Origin of the sequence: Streptomyces sp. NBC_00086, from assembly GCF_026343255.1 — a bacterium.
Lineage (GTDB): Bacteria > Actinomycetota > Actinomycetes > Streptomycetales > Streptomycetaceae > Streptomyces.
In genome coordinates, this window is the sequence record NZ_JAPELZ010000001.1 from 3,103,422 (window position 1) to 3,123,509 (window position 20,088).

The following is a 20,088-nucleotide window of genomic DNA, read 5'->3' on the forward strand; positions in this document are numbered from 1 at the left end:
GGGCGGGAGACGTTTCAAGCCAGTGTCCGGTACCCGGTCCTCAGCGCCGCTGACCCGCGTCCGGGGTCTTCGGCGGAGCCGTCCCGGCCGGTGTCAGCTGCAGTGAACGCGACGGGGATTGCGGTCCCGCGGGCGAGCCCGGCGTGTCTCCGCCCGATCCGCCCGATCCCCCGCCGGTGGCCGTGTCGAGGACCAGCTGGCAGTAGCGCGGCACCCGCAACAGCCCCTTGGCGAGGCGCACGAGCTTCTCGCGGCGGGCCTCGTCGATGCGCCCCGACCGGAAGTCCCGGCACAGCTCCACCGCTCCGGTGCGGCTCTCCCGGTCCCGCTCCCGGTCCCGGTCCCGCTCGCGGTCACCGGGGTCGGTGCCCGCGCCGTCGGTGCCGCCCTGGAGGGACCGGTCGCCGCCTTCCTTGCTGCCGGTCGAGCCGCTCGCGAACGGTTCCCTGGCAGTGCCGCCGACCTCCCCGGAGACGCCGTCGGGTCCCGTCGGCGTATGTCCCTCCGCGCCCGGGGTGTTGCCCGGGCTCGGGCTGCCGCTCCCGCCCTCGGGCGGCACGGCGCTGCGCAGCGGCGCGAAGGGGATCTCGGACCCGCCGTCCGGCGAGCCCTCGGAGGAGGAGCCGACCGACACCGAGACGGCCGGCACCCGGCCGGCGGTGTTCCGGTCGTCCCGGTCCAGCAGTCCGGTGCCCGCGGCCGCCGCGAGGCCGCCCACGGCGACGCTCGCCAGCGCGGCCGCGAGGGCGAAGCGGACCGGCCGGCCGCGCCGGGAGGGGGGTCCGGCCGGGCCGGCCGGCGGGCCGAGCTCGACCACGGTGTCCGCGGAGCCGAAGAGTGCCGCGTCCGGAGCCCGCGTCTGGAGTTCCGCCTGGAGCACGGAGCCGCGTGCGCGGAACGCGGCCACCGCGGCGGCCTCTCCGCGCAGTTCCCCGGGCAGCCCGCCGGGGGCCGCGGGCGGCGGCTCCGCGAGTGCGTCGAGGGCGGCGCGCAGCCGCTCGGACCGGGCCCGGGCAGGGTGCTCGGCGCCAGGTGCGACCGGTTCTCCGCGCAGCAGTCTGTCCGCCGCGGCTTTGCCCAGCCACCTGTCGCGCTCGTCGGCCATCACATGTCCTTCTGCGTCCGCCAACGTGAATGCGTCACACCGGTTTGTTCTACGAAGCCCGCGGCGCGGGCCCGCTGCGCCGGTACGGCGTCGAGGTCCCGCCCGCCCCCGGCGCCCCGTGCGCGACTCCCGTCATTATCGCCGAGGCCGCGCGGACGTCCGGAGCCGACGCCCACGGCGGAGCCGACGGCGGAGCCGGAATCGGAATCCGGGTCGGAATCCGGGTCGGAATCCGGGTCGAAGTCACCCTCGACGGCCTCGCCGAGCAGCTCGGCCAGCTTCTTCAGACCCCGGTGCGCGGCGGTGCGTACGGCGCCGGGACGCTTGCCCAGGGTCTCGGCGGCGCTCTTGGCGTCCAGGCCGACGACCACCCGCAGGACGACGGCCTCGGCCTGGTCCCGCGGGAGCTGGGCTATGAGTTCCATGGTGCGGCAGGTGGAGAGGGACTCCATGGCCTCGCCGGCGGTGTCGGACTCGGCGGCGTGCCCCGTCAGCTCGGTCTCGTCCCCGCCGACGGCGGGCCGGCGCCCGCGCATCCGGATGTGGTCGAGGGCGCGGTTGCGGGCGATGCGGGCCGCCCAGCCGCGGAAGCGGTCGGCGTCGCCGGTGAAGGAGTCGAGGTCGCGGGCGATCTGCAGCCAGGCCTCGGAGGTGACGTCCTCCGCGTCGCCGTCTCCGACGAGCGTCCGGACGTATCCGAGCAGGCGCGGGTGCACGGAGCGGTACACAGAACGGAACGCGAGCTCGTCGCCGTCTTGTGCCGCGAGCACCGCGGTGGTCAGCTCCGCGTCGTCCCCCAGCAAAATCCCCAACCCGTTCACAGTCCCGTATGTGTGGCGCAAATCAGCACGTTACGGCGTTCAAGCACCTTCGTCCACGAGTTGTACAACGTGCAACCATCCCTGCGCGGAGCGGGGTGTGACACAAAACGCACCGAAGACGCTGACAGGGGTGCGGGCTTGTCGCACGAGTCCGCGACGGATGGCGGCCGGGGCCTCTCCTGTGGGGGGTGGCGGCCTCGGTCGCCCTCCCCCTTCTCCGCCGTCCCCTCGGCCATCATGCCCCGGCCCGCGCGGGGTCCCCAAGCGGCCCCGCGCCCGGTCCGACATGCGCTCTCGTCATCCTTTCGGCTCACTTCCGAGTGAAATCCCCCCATGGGTACGACACACCCGGCCCCACGTCGATAGCGTGGCGGGACACCCGCGCCACGCCACGAGGAGCCCCCCGCTGTCCAGCCACCTTCCGGCACAGGCCCGCGGAAGCTCCGACCCTTCCCACGGTTCCCTCGACGGCGCCGGCCCTTTCGGCGACTCGGGGCTCGAACGGTTCAACGCCCTGTCCCCCGAAGCCGCCCACTCCGCCCTGCTGCACTGCTGCGGCAGCCGGCGCTGGGCCCACCGGGTTGCCGCCCACCGCCCTTACCCCGACTTCGGCGCTCTACTCGCCGCCGCGGACGAAGCTTCGTACGACCTTTCCCAAGCGGACCTCTCCGAGGCGCTGGCCTGCGAGTTCCCGCCGGAGCTGGAGCACGGGGCCTCGTACGCCGCGCTCCTCGCGCTCGACGCCGCGCACGCGGAGTACGAGCGGACGTATCGCCACGCCTTCGTGATCTGCCTCCACGGGACCACCCCGGAGGAGCAGGCGGACCAGCTGCTGGCCGCGATCCGGCGGCGGATGGAACTGGACGTGGACGAGGAGCGCGCGATCTCCGCGGACGAGCTCCGTCGCGTCGCGCAGGTCCGGCTCGCCGACCTGACACACTGGCTGACCTCGGCGGATGGGGTATCTGCGGCCGAATTCGGTCTATTCGCCCCTGTGGGATAGTCCGTCCGTGCCTGTTTGATCACACCGATGGCCCCCGCGCGAGGGAACCGACAAAGCGTCGCTACGATGTCCGGGGCCGGAGGACCGTACCCGGCCGGGCCCGACCGACAAAGAAGCCGGCTGGCCCCCGCCCCGCTTCCGGAGGGTTTTCCGTGCCGGCTGGAACGTTGTACCGCGGCCGGGAAGGAATGTGGTCCTGGGTGGCTCATCGAGTCACCGGCGTCCTCATCTTCTTCTTCCTGTTCGTACACGTCCTCGACACCGCTCTCGTCCGCGTCTCCCCCGAGGCGTACGACGATGTCGTGGCTACCTACAAGACTCCGATCGTCGCGCTGCTGGAGTACGGCCTCGTGGCCGCAATCCTCTTCCATGCGCTCAACGGTCTCCGTGTCATCGCCGTGGACTTCTGGTCCAAGGGCCCCCGCTACCAGAAGCAGATGCTCTGGACCGTGGTGGGCATCTGGGTCGTGCTGATGGTCGGGGCCCTGTACCCCGTCCTCGGACACGCTTACCTCGAACTCTTCGGGAAGTGACACGCATGTCTTCTGACACTTCTTTCGAAAAGGGCATCGGTGACGTGGAGGGCGTGTCCCTCTACGACGTCGACAACCCGGCGCCGTACATCGAGGCCCCGCGCAAGCGCACCAGCAAGACCCCGCGCTCGACGCGCGGCAACTTCGAGATGGTCGCGTGGCTCTTCATGCGCCTCTCGGGCATCGTGCTGGTCGTCCTGGTCCTCGGCCACCTGCTGATCCAGCTCGTCCTCGACGGCGGCGTCTCCAAGATCGGCTTCGCCTTCGTGGCCGGCCGCTGGGCCTCCCCGTTCTGGCAGGGCTGGGACCTGCTGATGCTGTGGCTCGCGATGCTGCACGGCGCGAACGGTCTGCGTACCGTCATCAACGACTACGCGGAGCGCGCCAACACGCGTCTGTGGCTCAAGGGCCTGCTCTACACCGCCACGGTGTTCACCATTCTTCTGGGCACGCTGGTGATCTTCACCTTCGACCCGAACATCCGCTAGGCAACGGGGCTGAGGCGAAACCAATGAAGATCCACAAGTACGACACCGTCATCGTCGGGGCGGGCGGCGCAGGCATGCGCGCCGCCATCGAATCGACGAAGCGCAGCCGCACCGCCGTGCTGACCAAGCTCTACCCCACCCGCTCCCACACGGGCGCGGCGCAGGGCGGCATGGCCGCCGCGCTCGCCAACGTGGAGGACGACAACTGGGAGTGGCACACCTTCGACACGGTCAAGGGCGGTGACTACCTGGTCGACCAGGACGCCGCCGAGATCCTGGCGAAGGAGGCCATCGACGCGGTCCTCGACCTCGAGAAGATGGGCCTGCCGTTCAACCGCACCCCGGACGGCACCATCGACCAGCGCCGCTTCGGCGGGCACTCCCGCAACCACGGCGAGGCGCCGGTCCGCCGGTCCTGCTACGCCGCGGACCGCACCGGCCACATGATCCTCCAGACGCTGTACCAGAACTGCGTCAAGGAGGGCGTGGAGTTCTTCAACGAGTTCTACGTCCTGGACCAGCTCCTGGTCGAGGAGGACGGCGTCAAGAAGTCGGCCGGCGTGGTCGCGTACGAGCTCGCCACCGGCGAGATCCACGTGTTCCAGGCGAAGTCCGTCATCTACGCCTCCGGCGGCACCGGCAAGTTCTTCAAGGTGACCTCCAACGCGCACACCCTCACGGGTGACGGCCAGGCGGCCTGCTACCGCCGCGGCCTGCCGCTGGAGGACATGGAGTTCTTCCAGTTCCACCCGACGGGCATCTGGCGCATGGGCATCCTGCTGACGGAGGGCGCCCGCGGTGAGGGCGGCATCCTCCGCAACAAGGACGGCGAGCGCTTCATGGAGAAGTACGCGCCGGTCATGAAGGACCTCGCGTCCCGTGACGTCGTCTCGCGCTCCATCTACACCGAGATCCGTGAGGGCCGCGGCTGCGGTCCCGCCGGTGACCACGTGTACCTGGACCTGACGCACCTGCCGCCGGAGCAGCTCGACGCGAAGCTCCCGGACATCACCGAGTTCGCGCGCACGTACCTGGGCATCGAGCCGTACACGGACCCGATCCCGATCCAGCCCACCGCGCACTACGCCATGGGCGGCATCCCGACGAACGTCGAGGGTGAGGTCCTCTCGGACAACACCACCGTCGTCCCGGGCCTGTACGCGGCCGGCGAGGTCGCGTGCGTATCGGTGCACGGCGCGAACCGCCTGGGCACCAACTCGCTGCTGGACATCAACGTCTTCGGCAAGCGCTCGGGCATCGCGGCCGCCGCGTACGCCCACGCCCACGACTACGTCGAGCTGCCCGAGAACCCGGCGCAGCAGGTCATCGACCAGGTCGAGCACCTGCGCAACTCCACGGGCAACGAGCGGGTCGCGGAGCTGCGCCTGGAGCTCCAGGAGACGATGGACGCCTGCGTGATGGTGTTCCGCACCGAGCAGACGATCAAGACCGCGGTCGAGAAGATCGCGGAGCTGCGCGCGCGCTACAAGAACGTGTCCGTCCAGGACAAGGGCAAGCGCTTCAACACGGACCTGCTGGAAGCCATCGAGCTGGGCAACCTGCTCGACCTGGCCGAGGTCATGGCCGTGTCCGCGCTGGCGCGCAAGGAGTCCCGCGGCGGTCACTACCGCGAGGACTACCCGAACCGCGACGACGTCAACTTCATGCGCCACACCATGGCGTACCGCGAGGTGGACGACAACGGCCAGGACTCGGTCCGCCTGGACTACAAGCCGGTCGTCGTCACCCGCTACCAGCCGATGGAGCGTAAGTACTGATGGCCACCCCGACCCTCAGCAAGACGGACCAGATGGAGGCGGCGGCCGCCGCCTCGCCCTTCATCACGGTCACGTTCCGGATCCGCCGGTTCAACCCGGAGATCTCGGAAGAGTCGACCTGGCAGGACTTCCAGATCGAGATCGACCCGAAGGAGCGCGTGCTCGACGGTCTCCACAAGATCAAGTGGGACCTCGACGGCACGCTGACCTTCCGTCGCTCGTGCGCGCACGGCATCTGCGGCTCCGACGCGATGCGGATCAACGGCAAGAACAGGCTCGCCTGCAAGACGCTGATCAAGGACATCAACCCGGAGAAGCCGATCACGGTCGAGGCCATCAAGGGCCTGACGGTGATGAAGGACCTCGTCGTCGACATGGAGCCCTTCTTCCAGGCGTACCGGGACGTCATGCCGTTCCTGGTCACCAAGGGCAACGAGCCGACGCGCGAGCGCCTGCAGTCCGCCGAGGACCGCGAGCGCTTCGACGACACCACCAAGTGCATCCTGTGCGCCGCGTGCACGTCCTCGTGCCCGGTGTTCTGGAACGACGGCCAGTACTTCGGCCCGGCGGCGATCGTCAACGCGCACCGCTTCATCTTCGACTCGCGTGACGAGGCGGGCGAGCAGCGCCTGGAGATCCTGAACGACAAGGACGGCGTGTGGCGTTGCCGCACGACCTTCAACTGCACCGACGCGTGCCCGCGTGGCATCGAGGTCACGAAGGCGATCCAGGAAGTGAAGCGTGCGCTGATCACGCGCCGCTTCTGATTCTTCGACGCGCTCCGTCCGCCGGTCTCGCTTGAGGCCGGCGGGCACCGGGGCCCCGCCCCCTCCGGATCCGTTCCGTGAGGGGGGGGGGCCTTCGCCGTGGGGTCTGCGGGTCAACTTGCCTGGTGCGAACCCCTCTTCGGTCGACGCGGGACCGGCAACCGCCCTACGGGCCGCCGCGCGACTGTGGAATTATCGGCCGCATGAGCGAGCAGCAGCCCAACCCGTACACGAGCGGTCCCGGCGCGGGTGGCCAGGGGGACTACAACACCACTCCGGGACAGCCGAATTACGGCTACCCGCCGCAGCCCGGCTACGGCTACCCGCCCCCGGGCCCGGCCCAGCCGGGCTACGGCTACCCGCAGCCCCCCGCCTACCAGCCGACCATCGCCGGCGAGGGCATCCCCTCCCCGGCCGGCCCCATGACGCCCCCCATGGGGATCCCGGGTCCGCCTCCGATGGGCTACCCCGGAGCCGCCGGGCTCTCGCTCGGCGACATCACCATCGCCGGGGACCAGATCATCACCCCGTCGGGCCCGATGCCGCTCAAGGGCGCGGTCTGGAACGCCACCGACTTCTCGCGGACGGAGGAGAAGATCCCGGCGCACGCGATCGTGCTGGCCGTCATCTTCTTCCTGTTCTGTCTGCTCGGCCTGTTCTTCCTCCTGATGAAGGAGCGCCGCACCACGGGCTACATCCAGATCACGGTCAACAGCGCCGGCCGCCACCACTCCACGATGATCCCGGCGGTCGACCCGGGCACCTACATGTGGGTCATGAGCCAGCTCAATCAGGCGCGCGCACTCAGCATGTGACGCAGCGCCTGAGGCAGTAGCCGCCCGGCTCCGGCCAGTCGCCCGAGCACCGACTCCCCGGCCGGCTCCGGCGGCAGCCGCACGAGCATCCAGGCGAGCCCCCGCAGCGCGTCGATGTTGTACGGGTCCCAGTCCGCGCCCGCCTCCCCCGTGACGGGGAGGCTGCGCGGCCGTCCGACCAGCCCGAGCCATCCCACGATCGCCGCGCGCGCCTCGCCCTCCCCCTGCCCGGCGACGAGATCCCGCGCGGTGCGCGTCCACGCACCGACGGGCCGGGAGGCCTTCACGGTCCGCGCGTGGACCAGGAGTCCGTGCCACCGCGGGTCGGCCAGGGCCGAATCGGCCCACGGCTCTCCCACGTTGAGCACGGGCTCGGTGAGCAGCGCCAGGGTCCGCCGCAGGCCCTCCGAGGGTGCGCAGGCCAGGGCGGTCCGCCTGAAAGCGGCGATCACGGCCGGACCCGGCATCCGCCCGGCGGCCAGCTCCGCCGCGATGAGCACCTCGGGGTGGCCGTAGTGGTGCTGGTAGCGCCACATGCCCGCCGTCCGGTCAAGCAGCGCCCGGCGCTCGGCGGCGAGGGCATCGTCCACGAGCCCGCGACCGGCCACGGCCGCGAGGTGCAGCACGGTCTCCCGGACGGCCTCGGTGTCGACCCCGCGTGCGAGCCGGTCGGCCCAGGCCCGGACGAGTTCCGCCCGCTCCCGGTCGGCCCGTCCAGCCGCCTCCTCCAGCCCCGCCACGACCGCCGGGCTCCGCAGGCTTCCCGTACGGGCGGCGCGCACGAGCCGGTCGGCGCGCTCCGCGAAGTCCGCCGTCCCGGCGCCGCTCTTGATGTCGTCCATGGCCGCCACGGTAGGGGTGCCCACCGACAGTCCCGGGGGAAACCCTGTGGTCTGCAGGGCGTGGGTCCAGGAGGATCACCGGATGATCATTTCTCATGATGTGGACGGGCCCGCAGATGCGCCGGCCGTCGTACTGCTCCATTCCTCCGTGTGCGACCGGCGGATGTGGGAGCCGCAGTGGCGGCCCCTGCTCGACGCCGGGTTCCGGGTGGTCCGGGCGGACTTCCGGACCTGCGGAGACTCCCCCGCCGCCGAGGCTCCGTACAGCGACCACGGGGACGTACGGGAGCTGCTGGACCACCTCGGGATCCGGCGGGCCGCGTTCGTCGGCAGCTCCTACGGCGGGCGGGTCGCGCTGACGCTGGCCGCGCTGCGGCCGGAGCTGGTGAGCGCGCTGGCGCTGCTCTGCCCCGCCCGGCCCGCGCAGCGGCGCGGCCCCGCGCTGCTCGCCTTCAACGCCGCCGAGGCCGCCCTGCTGGACGCCGGCGACCTGGAGGGCGCGGCGGGGCTGAACGCCCGCCAGTGGCTCGGCCCGGACGCCGACGGGGCCGCGCACGCCCTCGTACGGGCCATGCAGCTCGGGAACCTGCGGGGCGCCCTGGCCGCCGACGGGGACCACGAGCTGCCCGAGCCCGTCTTCGAGCCGGCCGCCGTCACCGCCCCCGTCCTCGCCGTCGGCGGCGCGCACGACATCCCCGACTTCCGGGAGGTCCCCGCCGAGCTCGCTTCCCTGCTCCCCGGCGCCGTCCACGTCGAGCTGCCCTGGGCCGGCCACCTCCCCTCCCTCGAACGCCCCGAGGAGATCACCGGGTTGCTGCTGCCCTTCCTCTTCGAGGCGGTCCTTCCGGGACGCTGAGCCAGCCGGGCGCGCCATTCGCTTGAACCTGTTCAAAAAGAGGTCTACAGTCAACGACGTCAGCAGTTGAACACGTTCAAGGGGGCTGAGGGCAATGGACCTCACCGTGGTCGCGTACGTCATCTACCTGCTCATCAGCATCGGCCTCACCGTCTGGGTGGCCCGCACGCTCAGCCGCAACGGCCGGGTCTTCATCGGCGACGTCCTCCAGGGGAACGAGAAGCTCGCCGACGCCGTCAACCAGCTCCTGGTGGTCGGCTTCTACCTCGTCAACATCGGTTTCGTGACCCTCTACCTGCGGTCGGCCGAGGAGATCGTCGCGGCCCGCGGGCTCTTCGAGGCCCTGTCGGTCAAGCTCGGAGTCGTGCTCCTGGTCCTCGGCTTCATGCACCTCGGGAACGTCTGGGTGCTGAACAAGATGCGCCGCCGGGGAATCATGGAGCGCCAGCAGACCCCGCCGGTCGCCCCCCAGGGGTGGACCGCGCCCCAGGGGTGGACCGCTCCCACCGGGGCCTGATCCCCGTGGCCACCGCAGTGACCCGGCACCTGACGGTGCTCTACGACGCGAACTGCCCGCTCTGCGTACACATCCGGCACTGGCTGCTCGGCCAGCGCCGGCTGGTACCGCTCCGGCTCATCCCGGCGGCCTCCGCCGAGGCACGGCGGCGGTACCCGCAGCTCGACCACGCCTCGACGCTGAAGGAGATCACCGTCATCGGCGACTCCGGACAGGTGTGGACCGGGACGGACGCCTTCATCGTCTGCCTGTGGGCGCTGGCCGAGCACCGGCCGAAGGCGAACTGGCTGGCCACCCCGGCCGGCCGGCCCTTCGCCAGGGCCGCCATGTACACCGCCTCCACCTGGCGCGAGGCCGTACGGGACGACTCCGCCGCCCACGACGGGGAACCGGCCTGTGACGACCAGTGTTCCGCACCCCGATAGGCTCGGGACCGTGACTGATCAGAAGGCTCCCAAGAGCGAGCAGACCCGCACGCTCATCCTCGAAACCGCGCTCCGCCTCTTCCAGGAGCGCGGCTTCGACAAGACGACGATGCGCGGTATCGCCAAGGAGGCCGGAGTATCGGTCGGCAACGCCTACTACTACTTCGAGTCCAAGGAACACCTGGTACAGGGCTTCTACGACCGGATCGGCGCCGCCCACCTGGCGGCGGTCCGGCCGATCCTGGACAACGAGACCGATCTGCAGAAGCGGCTCGCGGGCGTACTGACCAGCTGGCTGGACATCGCCGCGCCGTACCACGAGTTCGCCTCGCAGTTCTTCAAGAACGCCGCGGACCCCGAGAGCCCGCTCAGTCCGTTCTCCCCGGAGTCGGAGGCGGCCCGCAAGCAGGCGATCGACATGCACCGCGAGGTGCTGGCGGGGGCCAAGACCAAGGTGCCCGAGGAACTGGCCGACGTACTGCCGGAGCTGATGTGGCTCTCGCAGATGGGCCTGGTCCTCTACTGGGTCTTCGACCGCTCCCCGGACAGCGAGAAGACCCGGCGCCTCGCACAGCGCGGCGCGCAGCTCACGACCCGGGGCATCATCCTGGCCCGGTTCCGGGTGCTGCGGCCGCTGGTGCGCGAAGTGCACGAGCTGTTCACGGACTTCCTGCCGGGCATGGCCCAGTCGGCCGTGTCCCGGCCGGGCCGCAAGCGGGCCTCCGACCCGGAGTAGGGCCCGGCCGCGGGCCGCGGTCCTACAACCAGTTGAGCTCCCACAGCCGCCACACGCCGGTGCCGTCCGAGAGGTACTGGGCGCCCGCGACGGCCTCGCGGGACATCACGTAGTCCTTCTTCTGCCAGATCGGCAGCATCGGGACCTGCTGCGCGACCAGCTTCTGCAGGTCGTGGAAGTCGTTGGCTGCGGCGCCGCGGTCCGAGAAGGACTGGGTACGGGCGATGAGGGCGTCGACGGCCTTGTCGGAGTAGCCGCTGTTCATCGAGTTGTCGGCGCCGACGAGCGGGGCGAGGAAGTTGTCCGCGTCCGGGAAGTCGGCGATCCAGCCGATGGTGTAGGCGTCGAACTCGCCCGCCGCGTAGGCCTTCTGGAAGTCGCTCCACTTCTCGACCGGCTTGACGGTCACCTTGAAGAGGCCGGTGGACTCCAGTTGCGCCTTCAGTGCCTCGGCCTCGGGTACGCTCGCGCCGCGCTCGTTGACCCCGAGGGTGATCGCGACCGGGGCGGTGATCCCGGCGTCCTTGAGCAGCTTCTTGGCGGTGAGCCCGCTCGGCGAGGGCCAGGCGTCGAAGAACGGCGTGCTGTGGGCGGCGATGCCCGCCGGGACGAGGGAGTAGAGCGGGGTGACCGTGCCCTTGTAGACCTCGGTCGCCAGCGTGGCCCGGTCCACGACCGCGGCGACGGCCTGGCGGACGGCGGGCTGGGCCACCGAGGAGCCGGGGCGGAGGTTGAAGACCATGCTGCGGATCTCCGTACCGCCCGAGGTCTCGTACCGGGTGTCCTCCAGGCCCGGATTCAGGGCGGCCAGGACCGCCGGGGGCATGTCGCGGTGGGCGACCTCGATCCCGTGGTCGGTCCAGGCCTGCTCCAGCTGCGCGGAGTCCTTGAAGTACCGCACGGTGACCGCGCTCTTGGAGACCTTGCCCTGACCCTTGTACGAGCCGTTGGGCTTGAGCTCGGCGCTCGCGCCGGCCGTGTAGCCGGCGAGGGTGAAGGGGCCGGAACCGTCGACCTTCTCCTCTTCGCGCAGGGCCTTGGCCGGGTACTTGTCCTTGTCCACGATCGAGGCGGCGCCCGTCGCGATCTTGAACGGGAAGGTGGCGTCCCCGGCGGAGAGGCTGAAGGTGACGGTGCGGCCCTCGGCCTGGACCGACTCCAGGGTGTTGAACAGCGGCGCCGGACCCTGGTCGGAGTTGATCGCCTTGATCCGGTCGAAGGAGAACTTCACGTCCTCGGCGGTGATCGCCCGGCCGGAGGAGAACTTCACGTCCGGGCGCAGCTCGCACTGGTACGTGGTGAGCTCGTTGCCGATGAAGCTGCAGGCGGAGGCGGCGTCGGGCACCGGAGTGTCCGAGCCGGTCTTGATGGTCAGCAGCGACTGGTAGACGTTGCTGAACAGGGCCCAGGAGCCCGCGTCGTACGCCCCCGCGGGGTCGAGGGAGGAGACCACGTCGCTCGTGCCGACGCGGATCGCCTTGCCGCCGCCGGCCGTCTCGGGCAGCAACTGCCAGACGGCGACGGTGCCGACGCCGAGAACCAGCCCGGCCGCGATGGCTTTCGAGCGGACAGACCGCAGCATCCTTGACTCCACCCCACGTGGGCGCACACCGAAGTCTGCGACCCGTTATCCGATTATCGGTCACATCCCATCATGGAAATTCGGCCTCGGGAAGGCCGTTTTGTCGCGTGGCGTTGGAGGTTCGGGCGGTTCAGGCCTGATATGAGGCGAGTTCCACGACTGTGATGTCCGACGGCGCGCCCACCCGGACCGGCGGCCCCCAGGCACCCGCGCCGCGCGAGACGTACAGCTGGGTGTCGCCGTAGCGCTCCAGCCCGGCGACGGTGGGGTTGGCGAGCTCGGCGACGTACTCGCCGGGCCAGAGCTGGCCCCCGTGGGTGTGGCCGGAGAGCTGGAGGTCGGCCCCGTAGCGGACCGCCTCGTCGATGACCACGGGCTGGTGGGCGAGGAGTACGGCGCTGCGTGCGCGGTCCCGGTCGCCCAGCGCCGCCTGGAAGTCCGGACCGTGGCCCTCGCTCTCGCCCGCGATGTCGTTGACCCCGGCGAGGTCGAAGTGCGGGAGCTCGCGGCGGGCGTTTTCCAGAGGGGTGAGGCCGAGCTCGCGGACGTGGTCGACCCACTGCTGGGCGCCGGAGAAGTACTCGTGGTTGCCGGTGACGAAGTACGAGCCGTGGCGCGCGCGCAGGCCCCGGAGCGGTTCGGCGGCGGGGGCGAGGTCGTGGACGCTGCCGTCGACGAGGTCGCCGACGATGGCGATGAGGTCGGGCTGCGTGCGGTTGATCGTGTCGACGATCCGGGTGGTGTGGGCGCGGCCCAGGATCGGGCCGAGGTGGATGTCGCTGACCACGGCGATGCGGAAGCCGTGGGCCGCGCGGGGGAGCTTCGCCAGGGGGACCTGGACCCGCTTGACGCGGGGGCCGCGCAGGACGCCGTACGTGCCGTAACCGACGGTGCCGGCTGTCGTGGCGGCGGCCGTGGCGGCGACGATGCGTGCGAAGCGGCGGCGGCTGAGGGTGGACGGGCCGGCCGCCGCCGGGGCGGGCTGCCCGGGGTCGGCCTCCGCCGGGGTGGCCTCCGCCGGGTCGTGCTGCCCGGTCGGGGCTGCGGGCTCGGGGGTGGCTTCGAGGGTGGCCTGCGGCGCTGATCCCCTCCCCGCCCCTTCCCGAGACTGGGGCTCCGCCCCGGACCCCGTCGCGTCCGCGCCTGCGGCGGCGGGGACGCTCTGGTGCTGCGCCCCCGGACCCGCGGTGTCCGCGCCTGCGCGGCGGGGCTCCGAGGCGGAGCCCGGAGCGGTCGCGCCTTCGGCGGCCGGGGGGCCGTCGGGCTGGGAGCCGGGCCTGTTCTGGCGGCGGAGCCACAGGGTGCGGACCGGCTCGGCCAACAGCATGGCCAGGGAGAGGTAGAGGAGGACGGCCAGCCAGAGGTAGCCCGGCCAGGCGACCGTGCGTTCCAGCCAGAAGGGGGCTCCCGCGCGGCCCGCCACGAGGGCGGCCAGGGACAGGAGCGGGAGCGCGAAGGCCAGGGCGGTGCCCGTGCGGCGGATGCCGCTGCCGGGGGTGGTGGTGTCGCGGACCAGGCGGATCCAGAGCCAGCGGTGCACCAGGACCAGGAGGGTCAGGACCAGCAGGGCCACGACCGCGAAGAGGACGATCGTCACGCGCCCGCCTCCGTACGTGATTCGCGCCGCAGCGCCCGTACCCCGCGCAACCCGATCACTCCGACGGCCGTCCCCAGGAGAAAGGACGCCACAGCCAGGAGAAGGTGGACCCAGAAGTACCCGGTCGGGTCCCCCGCGTCGTCGAAGGCCAGACCGCTGCCGTCCTTCCACAGGTTCCGGACGAAAGACACCCAGATGAACCAGCTCCACACTCCGAAGGCGAGCAGGAACCAGGAAGCGGCGCGGCTGAGTCTCATGAGCCCAGTATCGGTTTCGTCCCCAGGACGGACGCGCCGGGGTGGGCTGTCCCGGCGGTGGTTGCGGCGGGTTGGCCGGTCCGTGACGCTAAGCACAGCATCGGGATGTACTTTCACCTGCGTGTCTGCCAAGAAGACCGCGTTGACGGTCCTATCCGCCGCACTTCCCGTCCTGCTGGTCCCGACGCTGCTGGCCTCGCCCGCGTACGCCGCGCCGACACCGACGCCACCGGTGGACGGGAAGGGTCAGCCCCGCAAGGCGCCCGCGCCGCCCGCCTCGATGTCCACGGTCGGCGGCCAGTCGCTCGGGCAGCCCGGTACGCAGGTCAACCTGCTGCCCGGCGCGCCCGCGCTGCCGACGAGCGTGACGGGGCGTTCGTGGATCGTGGCCGACGCCGAGACCGGCGAGGTCCTCGCCGCGCACAACGCGCACTGGCGGCTCCCCCCGGCCTCGACCATGAAGATGCTCTTCGCCGACACCGTGCTGCCGGGTCTGCCCAAGGACCAGATCCACAAGGTCACCGACCAGGAGCTGGACGGGGTCGGCTCCGGCTCCAGTCTGGTGGGCATCAAGGAGGACGCCGAGTACAGCGTCCACGACCTGTGGCTCGGGGTGTTCCTGCGCTCCGGGAACGACGCCGTGCACGTACTTTCGGCCATGAACGGCGGCGTCGAAAAGACCGTCAGGGACATGCAGGCGCACGCCGAGGAGCTCCAGGCCCTGGACACGCACGTGGTGTCCCCCGACGGCTACGACGCTCCGGGCCAGGTCTCCAGCGCCTACGACCTCACCCTCATCGCCCGCTCGGGCCTGCAGAAGCAGGACTTCCGGGAGTACTGCGGCACGGCCAGCGCGAAGTTCCCCGGCCGGCAGGAGCCGGGCAAGCCCCGCGAGACCTTCGAGATCCAGAACACCAACCGGCTGATGACCGGCGCGGGCGGCCTGCCTCCGTACAAGGGGATCGCCGGGGTGAAGAACGGCAACACCACCATGGCCGGCTCCACCTTCACCGGCGCCGCCCAGCGCGGTGACAAGAAGCTGCTGGTCACGGTGATGAACCCGGAGAGCCCGGGCGCCAACCCCGTGTACGAGCAGACCGCCGACCTGCTCGACTGGGGCTTCGCCGCGAGCGGGAAGGTCAAGCCGGTGGGCGAGCTGGTGCCGCCGAAGAGCGCGGACACCACCTCCCACGGCTCCCCGGCCCAGTCCCACGAGAACAACCCGTCGGCGTCCGGTGCGGGCTCCGGCGGCGGGGTCGGTACCGCCCTCGGCGTGGCGGGCGGGGTGCTGGCCGTGGTGGCCGGCGGGGCCTACGCCGTCAACCGGCGCTGGCCGCGGGGGCGCGGCCGCCGGGCTCGCGGCCAGGTGTAGCCGAGCCGGCGGGCTCGCGGCCCGGTCCCGGTTCCGGGGCGGCTTCGCGGCCCGGCTCCGGGGCGGGCTCGCTGTCGGGTTCCGGCGCGGGCTCGCCGCCCGGTTCCGGGTCCTCCACGCCGTCCCCGTCGGCATCGTCGCGGCTCGCGGTCCACGCCGCGCAGAACAGCAGTAGCTTCGCCGTGAGGTTGATCCAGATCAGCAGCGCGATGGGCACGCCGAAGGCCCCGTACATGCTCTTCGTGGCGACCTCCCGCATGTAGCCGCTGAGCAGCAGCTTCAGCAGCTCGAAGCCGGCCGCGCCGAGGAGGGCCGCCTCGATGAGGCGGCGGCGGGGCGGTTCGACGCCCGGGAGCAGGGTCAGGACGTAGAGCAGGAGCAGGAAGGCGGCCAGTACTCCGACGAGGAAGGCGCCGCCCCGCAGCAGGCCGCCGCCCGCGCCGTCGCGCGGTACGCCCAGCCAGTCGCCGGCCTTGCCGACCGCGCTGGAGCCGAAGATCGAGGCGGCGGCCGAGGCCAGGCCGACGCCGCCGAGGCCGACGAGGACGAGCGCGTCCTTGCCCTTGCGGACGAAGGGGTTGCCCTCGTCCTCGTCGTCCTTCTCCCACACCGCCCGCAGGCAGTCCCGCATCGAGGTGATCCAGCCGATGCCGGTGAAGAGCAGGACGGCGGCGGCGATCAGGCCGACCGTGCTCGCGTTCGCGACGAGGGCGTTGATGTCGAGCTGGTCGGAGATGCCGGGGACCTGCTCGGCGAGGTTCTTCTGGAGCCGGTCGAGCTGGTCCTGGGTGAGCAGTCCGGCGCCGATCGCGGCGGCCACCGTGATCAGCGGGAAGAGGGCCAGGAAGCTGATGAAGGTGATGGCGGCGGCGAGCCGGCTCCAGTGCACGCGGTCGAGCCGCTGGTACGAACGCCACAGGTGGGTCCGCATCACGGCGGACACCAGGGGCCCGATCAGCGGGAGTTTCGTCAGCCAGTCCATACGGTCACCGTAAATGAGCTGTCGTAAATAGCCGGGATTGCCGCTTTTGGGTACTACGGTCGTCGATTGTGACTTTTCGCCCGACGGCTCGGCCGTTCCACGTCCTGATCCTGCGAAGGATCGGTTTCCGGTTGCGGTTCCTGCGTCAGGAACGGCGTGCGGTCGCCTCGCCCGCGGCCGCCGCCGCACTGCTGTCCGTCGCCGAGCCGAGCTGCGCCGGAACGCCGCTCGCCCCACCGCTTGCCCCGTTGCCGAACGGATATTCCCGCAGCTTGCGCCAGACTCCGTCCGAGCCCTGCTCGTAGAGGGCGAAGCCGGTGCAGAGCCACTGCGCCGCGTAGTCGGCGAGGGTGTCGAACGCCAGGTCCATCGCCTCCTCGGAGATCCCGTGGGCGACCGTGACGTGCGGGTGGTACGGGAACGAGAGCTCCCGGCTGAGCGGCCCGTCGGGGTCGCGGACCTGGCCCTGGAGCCGGGTGCAGCCGGAGCCGCCCTCCACGACCTGGACGAAGACCACCGGCGAGAGGGGACGGAAGGTGCCCGTGCCGGCCAGCCGCATCGCGAAGGGGCTGCCGGCGGCCGCGACCGCGGCCAGGTGGGCGCGGATCTCGGGCAGCCGGTCCGCGGCCACCTCCGTCGGCGGTACGAGGGTGACGTGCGTGGGAATGCCGTGCGCGGCGGCGTCCCCGAAGCCGGCGCGCAGCTCCTGAAGGCTGCTGCCGTACGGCTCCGGGACCGCGATCGAAACGCCGAGCGTTACGGTCCCCACGTAGCTCTCCTCCGCCTGTAGTCCTGTGCGTGGTCTGTGCTCCGCATGTGCGTCGCACGAGTGCTGCCGCCCCAGTGTGGCGGCAGCACCCCCCAGATCGCCAGGGCCCTCTTTCTCTTCCGTGCCCGTCAGTGCTTCGCGGGGAGGAAACCGAGGTGGTCGTAGGCCTGCGCCAGGGTCTCGGCGGCGACCGCCCTGGCCTTCTCCGCGCCCTTGGCCAGCAAGGAATCCAGGGTCTCCGGGTCGTCCAGGTACTCCTGGGTGCGCTGCTTGAACGGTGTGACGAAATCGACCATCACGCCGGCCAGATCGGTCTTGAGCGCGCCGTAGCCCTTGCCCTCGTACGCGGCCTCCAGCGCGGGGATCGACTCGCCCGTGAGAGTGGAGTAGATCGTGAGCAGATTGCTGACGCCGGGCTTCTCCACCGGGTCGAAGCGGACCACGGCCTCGGTGTCGGTGACCGCGCTCTTGATCTTCTTCTCGGTGGCCTTGGGCTCGTCGAGGAGGTTGATCAGGCCCTTGGGCGAAGAAGCCGACTTCGACATCTTGATCGCCGGGTCCTGGAGGTCGTAGATCTTCGCGACCTCCTTGACGATGTGCGCGGCGGGGAGGGTGAAGGTCTGCCCGAAGCGCTGGTTGAAGCGCTCGGCCAGGTCCCGGGTCAGCTCGATGTGCTGACGCTGGTCCTCGCCGACGGGGACCGAGTTCGCCTGGTAGAGCAGGATGTCGGCGACCTGGAGGATCGGGTACGTGAACAGGCCGACGGTGGCGTTGTTGGCGCCGTTCTTGGCGGACTTGTCCTTGAACTGGGTCATCCGGCTGGCCTCGCCGAAACCGGTGATGCAGTTCATGACCCAGCCGAGCTGCGCGTGCTCGGGCACGTGGCTCTGGATGAAGAGCGTGCAGCGCTCGGGGTCGAGACCGGCGGCGAGGAGCTGCGCGGCGGACAGTCGGGTATTGGCGCGCAGGTCCTTCGGATCCTGCGGCATGGTGATCGCGTGCAGGTCGACGACCATGTAGAAGGCGTCGTGCGTCTCCTGCAGGGCGACGTACTGCCGGATGGCTCCGAGGTAGTTCCCGAGGTGGAACGAACCGGAGGTGGGCTGGATGCCGGAGAGCGCGCGAGGACGATCAGAAGCCATGGCCCCATTCTCTCAGGTGCGATGGCGGGCTCGGGCCCGCCACTGGCCGGAACCGGGCGGGTCGCCGGGCCCCCGCCCCTCCCCCGTACGAGTACCGGGCGGTAGCGCCCCGTCCGGATCTTGCCTCGGCCGAGCGACCGCTTTCCGCGGCGGGGCCGGACGTGCCGGCCGTGGGCGTGCCCGCGCGGCGCCGCTCCCGGGGACCAGCCCCCGGACCCCCGCTCCTCAAACGCCGGCGGGGCTGGATTTTCGCCGGCGTTTGAGGAGCGGGTCTGTCTTTCAGCCGTCCGGCGTTTGAGGACCGGGTCAGGGCAGAGCCCTGGGAACGGTGGAAGGGCGGGTCGGGGACTTTGCCCCGCGCAGCGGCAAAGGCCGCAGGGGGGCGGACCCCGCCCCGGGGGGTCAGGCGACCGGGAGGCCAGGGGCCGGGAAGGCGGCCATCAGATCGGCCACCGCGGAGCGGATCCCGCCGAGGGCCGCCTCGTCACCCTTGGCCGCCGCGGAGACCGCGTCGGAGATCCAGTCGGCCACCACCGGCATGTGCTCGACGCCGAGCCCCCGCGACGTGAGCGACGGCGTACCGATCCGGATCCCCGACGGGTCGAACGGCTTGCGCGGGTCGAACGGCACCGTGTTGTAGTTGACGACGATGCCGGCCCGGTCCAGCGCCTTCGCCGCGATCTTGCCGGACACCGACTTCCCCGTCAGGTCGATCAGGATCAGGTGGTTGTCCGTACCGCCCGAGACCAGGTCGAACCCCCGCTCCAGCAGAGCGGCGGCCAGCGCCTTCGCGTTGGCCACGACCGCGTGCGCGTACGACACGAACGAGGGCTGCGCCGCCTCGTGCAGCGCCACCGCGATGCCCGCCGTCGTCTGGTTGTGCGGGCCGCCCTGGAGGCCGGGGAAGACCGCCTTGTCGATGGCCTTGGCGTGCTCCTCGCGGCACATCAGCATCGCGCCGCGCGGACCGCGCAGGGTCTTGTGGGTGGTCGTCGAGATCACGTCCACGTGACCGGCCGGGGACGGGTGCGCCCCGCCCGCGATCAGGCCGGCGATGTGCGCCACGTCGGCGACGAGCACCGAGCCCGCCTCCTTCGCGATCGACTCGAACGCCTCGAAGTCGATCGTGCGCGGGAGCGCCGTACCGCCGCAGAAGATCAGCTTGGGCCGCTCCGCCAGCGCGAGTTCTCGTACGGCGTCGTAGTCGATGAGACCGGTCTCCGCCTGGACCCCGTACTGCACGCCGCGGAACCAGGAGCCCGTCGCCGAGACGCCCCAGCCGTGCGTCAGGTGCCCGCCCATCGGCAGCGCCATGCCCATGACCGTGTCGCCGGGCTTGGCGAAGGCAAGGTAGACCGCGAGGTTGGCGGGCGAGCCGGAGTACGGCTGCACGTTGGCGTGGTCGACTCCGAAGAGGCCCTTCGCCCGCTCCACTGCCAGCGCTTCGATGCGGTCGATGTTCTGCTGGCCCTCGTAGTAGCGGCGGCCCGGGTAGCCCTCGCTGTACTTGTTCTGCAGCACGGTGCCGGAGGCCTCCAGCACGGCCGAGGAGACGTAGTTCTCACTCGGGATGAGGCGGAGGGTCTCCGCCTGGAGGGTTTCCTCGGCGGCGACGAAGGACGCCAGCTCGGGGTCGGTCGCGAGCAGGGCGGGGTGGCGGTACGGGTGGTGGTGGTTCGCGCTCATGGCGGTTCCTCCGGG

21 protein-coding genes are annotated in these 20,088 nt (G+C 71.2%); 11 read left to right on the top strand and 10 right to left on the bottom strand.

Going from position 1 to position 20,088, the window contains the following annotated elements; translation table 11 throughout:
• Nucleotides 1-40: 40 nt before the first annotated feature.
• Together OG276_RS13635 and OG276_RS13640 are read right to left on the bottom strand one after the other, a co-directional pair.
• The gene (locus OG276_RS13635; RefSeq protein ID WP_266905261.1) at nucleotides 41-1,105 is read right to left on the bottom strand and encodes a hypothetical protein; all 1,065 of its coding nucleotides are present in this window, start codon (nucleotides 1,103-1,105) and stop codon (nucleotides 41-43) included.
• Nucleotides 1,105-1,908, bottom strand: coding sequence for an RNA polymerase sigma factor (locus OG276_RS13640; RefSeq protein ID WP_266912790.1), 804 nt, complete (start codon nucleotides 1,906-1,908; stop codon nucleotides 1,105-1,107). Before OG276_RS13640 ends, OG276_RS13635 begins: the two co-directional genes overlap by 1 nt.
• A 385-nt stretch (nucleotides 1,909-2,293) precedes the next feature.
• Here OG276_RS13640 and OG276_RS13645 point away from each other — a divergent pair, with 385 nt between their 5' ends.
• From OG276_RS13645 to OG276_RS13670, 6 genes are all read left to right on the top strand, one after another.
• Entirely contained in the window at nucleotides 2,294-2,929 is a 636-nt protein-coding gene (locus tag OG276_RS13645; protein WP_266905263.1) for a 2-oxo-4-hydroxy-4-carboxy-5-ureidoimidazoline decarboxylase, read from the top strand.
• A gap of 152 nt (nucleotides 2,930-3,081) precedes the next feature.
• Nucleotides 3,082-3,462, top strand: coding sequence for a succinate dehydrogenase, cytochrome b556 subunit (gene sdhC, locus OG276_RS13650; protein WP_266880720.1), 381 nt, complete (start codon nucleotides 3,082-3,084; stop codon nucleotides 3,460-3,462).
• A gap of 5 nt (nucleotides 3,463-3,467) precedes the next feature.
• Entirely contained in the window at nucleotides 3,468-3,950 is a 483-nt protein-coding gene (locus tag OG276_RS13655; protein WP_250744034.1) for a succinate dehydrogenase hydrophobic membrane anchor subunit, read from the top strand.
• 23 nt (nucleotides 3,951-3,973) lie between these two features.
• Nucleotides 3,974-5,728 (top strand): succinate dehydrogenase flavoprotein subunit, encoded by a 1,755-nt coding sequence (gene sdhA, locus OG276_RS13660; RefSeq protein WP_266905266.1) that lies wholly within the window; start codon nucleotides 3,974-3,976, stop codon nucleotides 5,726-5,728.
• Complete coding sequence (locus OG276_RS13665) at nucleotides 5,728-6,495, top strand: succinate dehydrogenase iron-sulfur subunit (protein ID WP_266905268.1); 768 nt, start codon at nucleotides 5,728-5,730, stop codon at nucleotides 6,493-6,495. The genes sdhA and OG276_RS13665 overlap by 1 nt, the downstream gene beginning before the upstream one ends.
• A gap of 203 nt (nucleotides 6,496-6,698) precedes the next feature.
• Complete coding sequence (locus tag OG276_RS13670) at nucleotides 6,699-7,310, top strand: hypothetical protein (RefSeq protein ID WP_266905270.1); 612 nt, start codon at nucleotides 6,699-6,701, stop codon at nucleotides 7,308-7,310.
• Here the strand turns inward: OG276_RS13670 and OG276_RS13675 are convergent.
• Nucleotides 7,286-8,152: a hypothetical protein gene (locus tag OG276_RS13675; protein ID WP_266905272.1), complete on the bottom strand. Its 867-nt coding sequence runs from the start codon at nucleotides 8,150-8,152 to the stop codon at nucleotides 7,286-7,288. The two genes, OG276_RS13670 and OG276_RS13675, sit on opposite strands and share 25 nt — an antisense overlap.
• A gap of 82 nt (nucleotides 8,153-8,234) precedes the next feature.
• Here OG276_RS13675 and OG276_RS13680 point away from each other — a divergent pair, with 82 nt between their 5' ends.
• From OG276_RS13680 to OG276_RS13695, 4 genes are all read left to right on the top strand, one after another.
• Nucleotides 8,235-9,008 (top strand): alpha/beta fold hydrolase, encoded by a 774-nt coding sequence (locus OG276_RS13680; protein ID WP_266905274.1) that lies wholly within the window; start codon nucleotides 8,235-8,237, stop codon nucleotides 9,006-9,008.
• Between the two features lie 94 nt (nucleotides 9,009-9,102).
• Nucleotides 9,103-9,525, top strand: a complete 423-nt coding sequence (locus OG276_RS13685) for a hypothetical protein (protein WP_266905276.1) — start codon at nucleotides 9,103-9,105, stop codon at nucleotides 9,523-9,525.
• Nucleotides 9,526-9,530: 5 nt separating this feature from the next.
• Nucleotides 9,531-9,950 (top strand): thiol-disulfide oxidoreductase DCC family protein, encoded by a 420-nt coding sequence (locus OG276_RS13690; protein ID WP_266905278.1) that lies wholly within the window; start codon nucleotides 9,531-9,533, stop codon nucleotides 9,948-9,950.
• 10 nt (nucleotides 9,951-9,960) lie between these two features.
• Complete coding sequence (locus OG276_RS13695; RefSeq protein WP_266905280.1) at nucleotides 9,961-10,686, top strand: TetR family transcriptional regulator; 726 nt, start codon at nucleotides 9,961-9,963, stop codon at nucleotides 10,684-10,686.
• Between the two features lie 22 nt (nucleotides 10,687-10,708).
• On the opposite strand, the gene OG276_RS13700 is transcribed toward OG276_RS13695, so the two are convergent.
• From OG276_RS13700 to OG276_RS13710, 3 genes are all read right to left on the bottom strand, one after another.
• Nucleotides 10,709-12,265 (bottom strand): ABC transporter substrate-binding protein, encoded by a 1,557-nt coding sequence (locus tag OG276_RS13700; protein ID WP_266912792.1) that lies wholly within the window; start codon nucleotides 12,263-12,265, stop codon nucleotides 10,709-10,711.
• 133 nt (nucleotides 12,266-12,398) lie between these two features.
• On the bottom strand, nucleotides 12,399-13,865 hold the full coding sequence (locus OG276_RS13705; RefSeq protein WP_266905282.1) for a metallophosphoesterase: 1,467 nt from the start codon (nucleotides 13,863-13,865) through the stop codon (nucleotides 12,399-12,401).
• The gene (locus tag OG276_RS13710; RefSeq protein ID WP_266880710.1) at nucleotides 13,862-14,122 is read right to left on the bottom strand and encodes an SCO4848 family membrane protein; all 261 of its coding nucleotides are present in this window, start codon (nucleotides 14,120-14,122) and stop codon (nucleotides 13,862-13,864) included. Before OG276_RS13710 ends, OG276_RS13705 begins: the two co-directional genes overlap by 4 nt.
• Nucleotides 14,123-14,243: 121 nt before the next feature.
• Between OG276_RS13710 and OG276_RS13715 the strand changes: the two genes are divergently transcribed.
• Nucleotides 14,244-15,494, top strand: coding sequence for a D-alanyl-D-alanine carboxypeptidase family protein (locus tag OG276_RS13715; RefSeq protein WP_266905284.1), 1,251 nt, complete (start codon nucleotides 14,244-14,246; stop codon nucleotides 15,492-15,494).
• On the opposite strand, the gene OG276_RS13720 is transcribed toward OG276_RS13715, so the two are convergent.
• The 4 genes from OG276_RS13720 to glyA form a co-directional block, all read right to left on the bottom strand.
• Nucleotides 15,442-16,476 (bottom strand): YhjD/YihY/BrkB family envelope integrity protein, encoded by a 1,035-nt coding sequence (locus OG276_RS13720; RefSeq protein ID WP_266905286.1) that lies wholly within the window; start codon nucleotides 16,474-16,476, stop codon nucleotides 15,442-15,444. The genes OG276_RS13715 and OG276_RS13720 overlap by 53 nt on opposite strands.
• Before the next feature lie 145 nt (nucleotides 16,477-16,621).
• Nucleotides 16,622-17,245, bottom strand: coding sequence for a 2'-5' RNA ligase family protein (locus OG276_RS13725; protein WP_266905288.1), 624 nt, complete (start codon nucleotides 17,243-17,245; stop codon nucleotides 16,622-16,624).
• Nucleotides 17,246-17,373: 128 nt separating this feature from the next.
• Complete coding sequence (gene trpS, locus OG276_RS13730) at nucleotides 17,374-18,387, bottom strand: tryptophan--tRNA ligase (RefSeq protein ID WP_266905290.1); 1,014 nt, start codon at nucleotides 18,385-18,387, stop codon at nucleotides 17,374-17,376.
• 402 nt (nucleotides 18,388-18,789) lie between these two features.
• Nucleotides 18,790-20,073: a serine hydroxymethyltransferase gene (gene glyA, locus OG276_RS13735; RefSeq protein WP_266905292.1), complete on the bottom strand. Its 1,284-nt coding sequence runs from the start codon at nucleotides 20,071-20,073 to the stop codon at nucleotides 18,790-18,792.
• Between the last annotated feature and the right edge of the window lie 15 nt (nucleotides 20,074-20,088).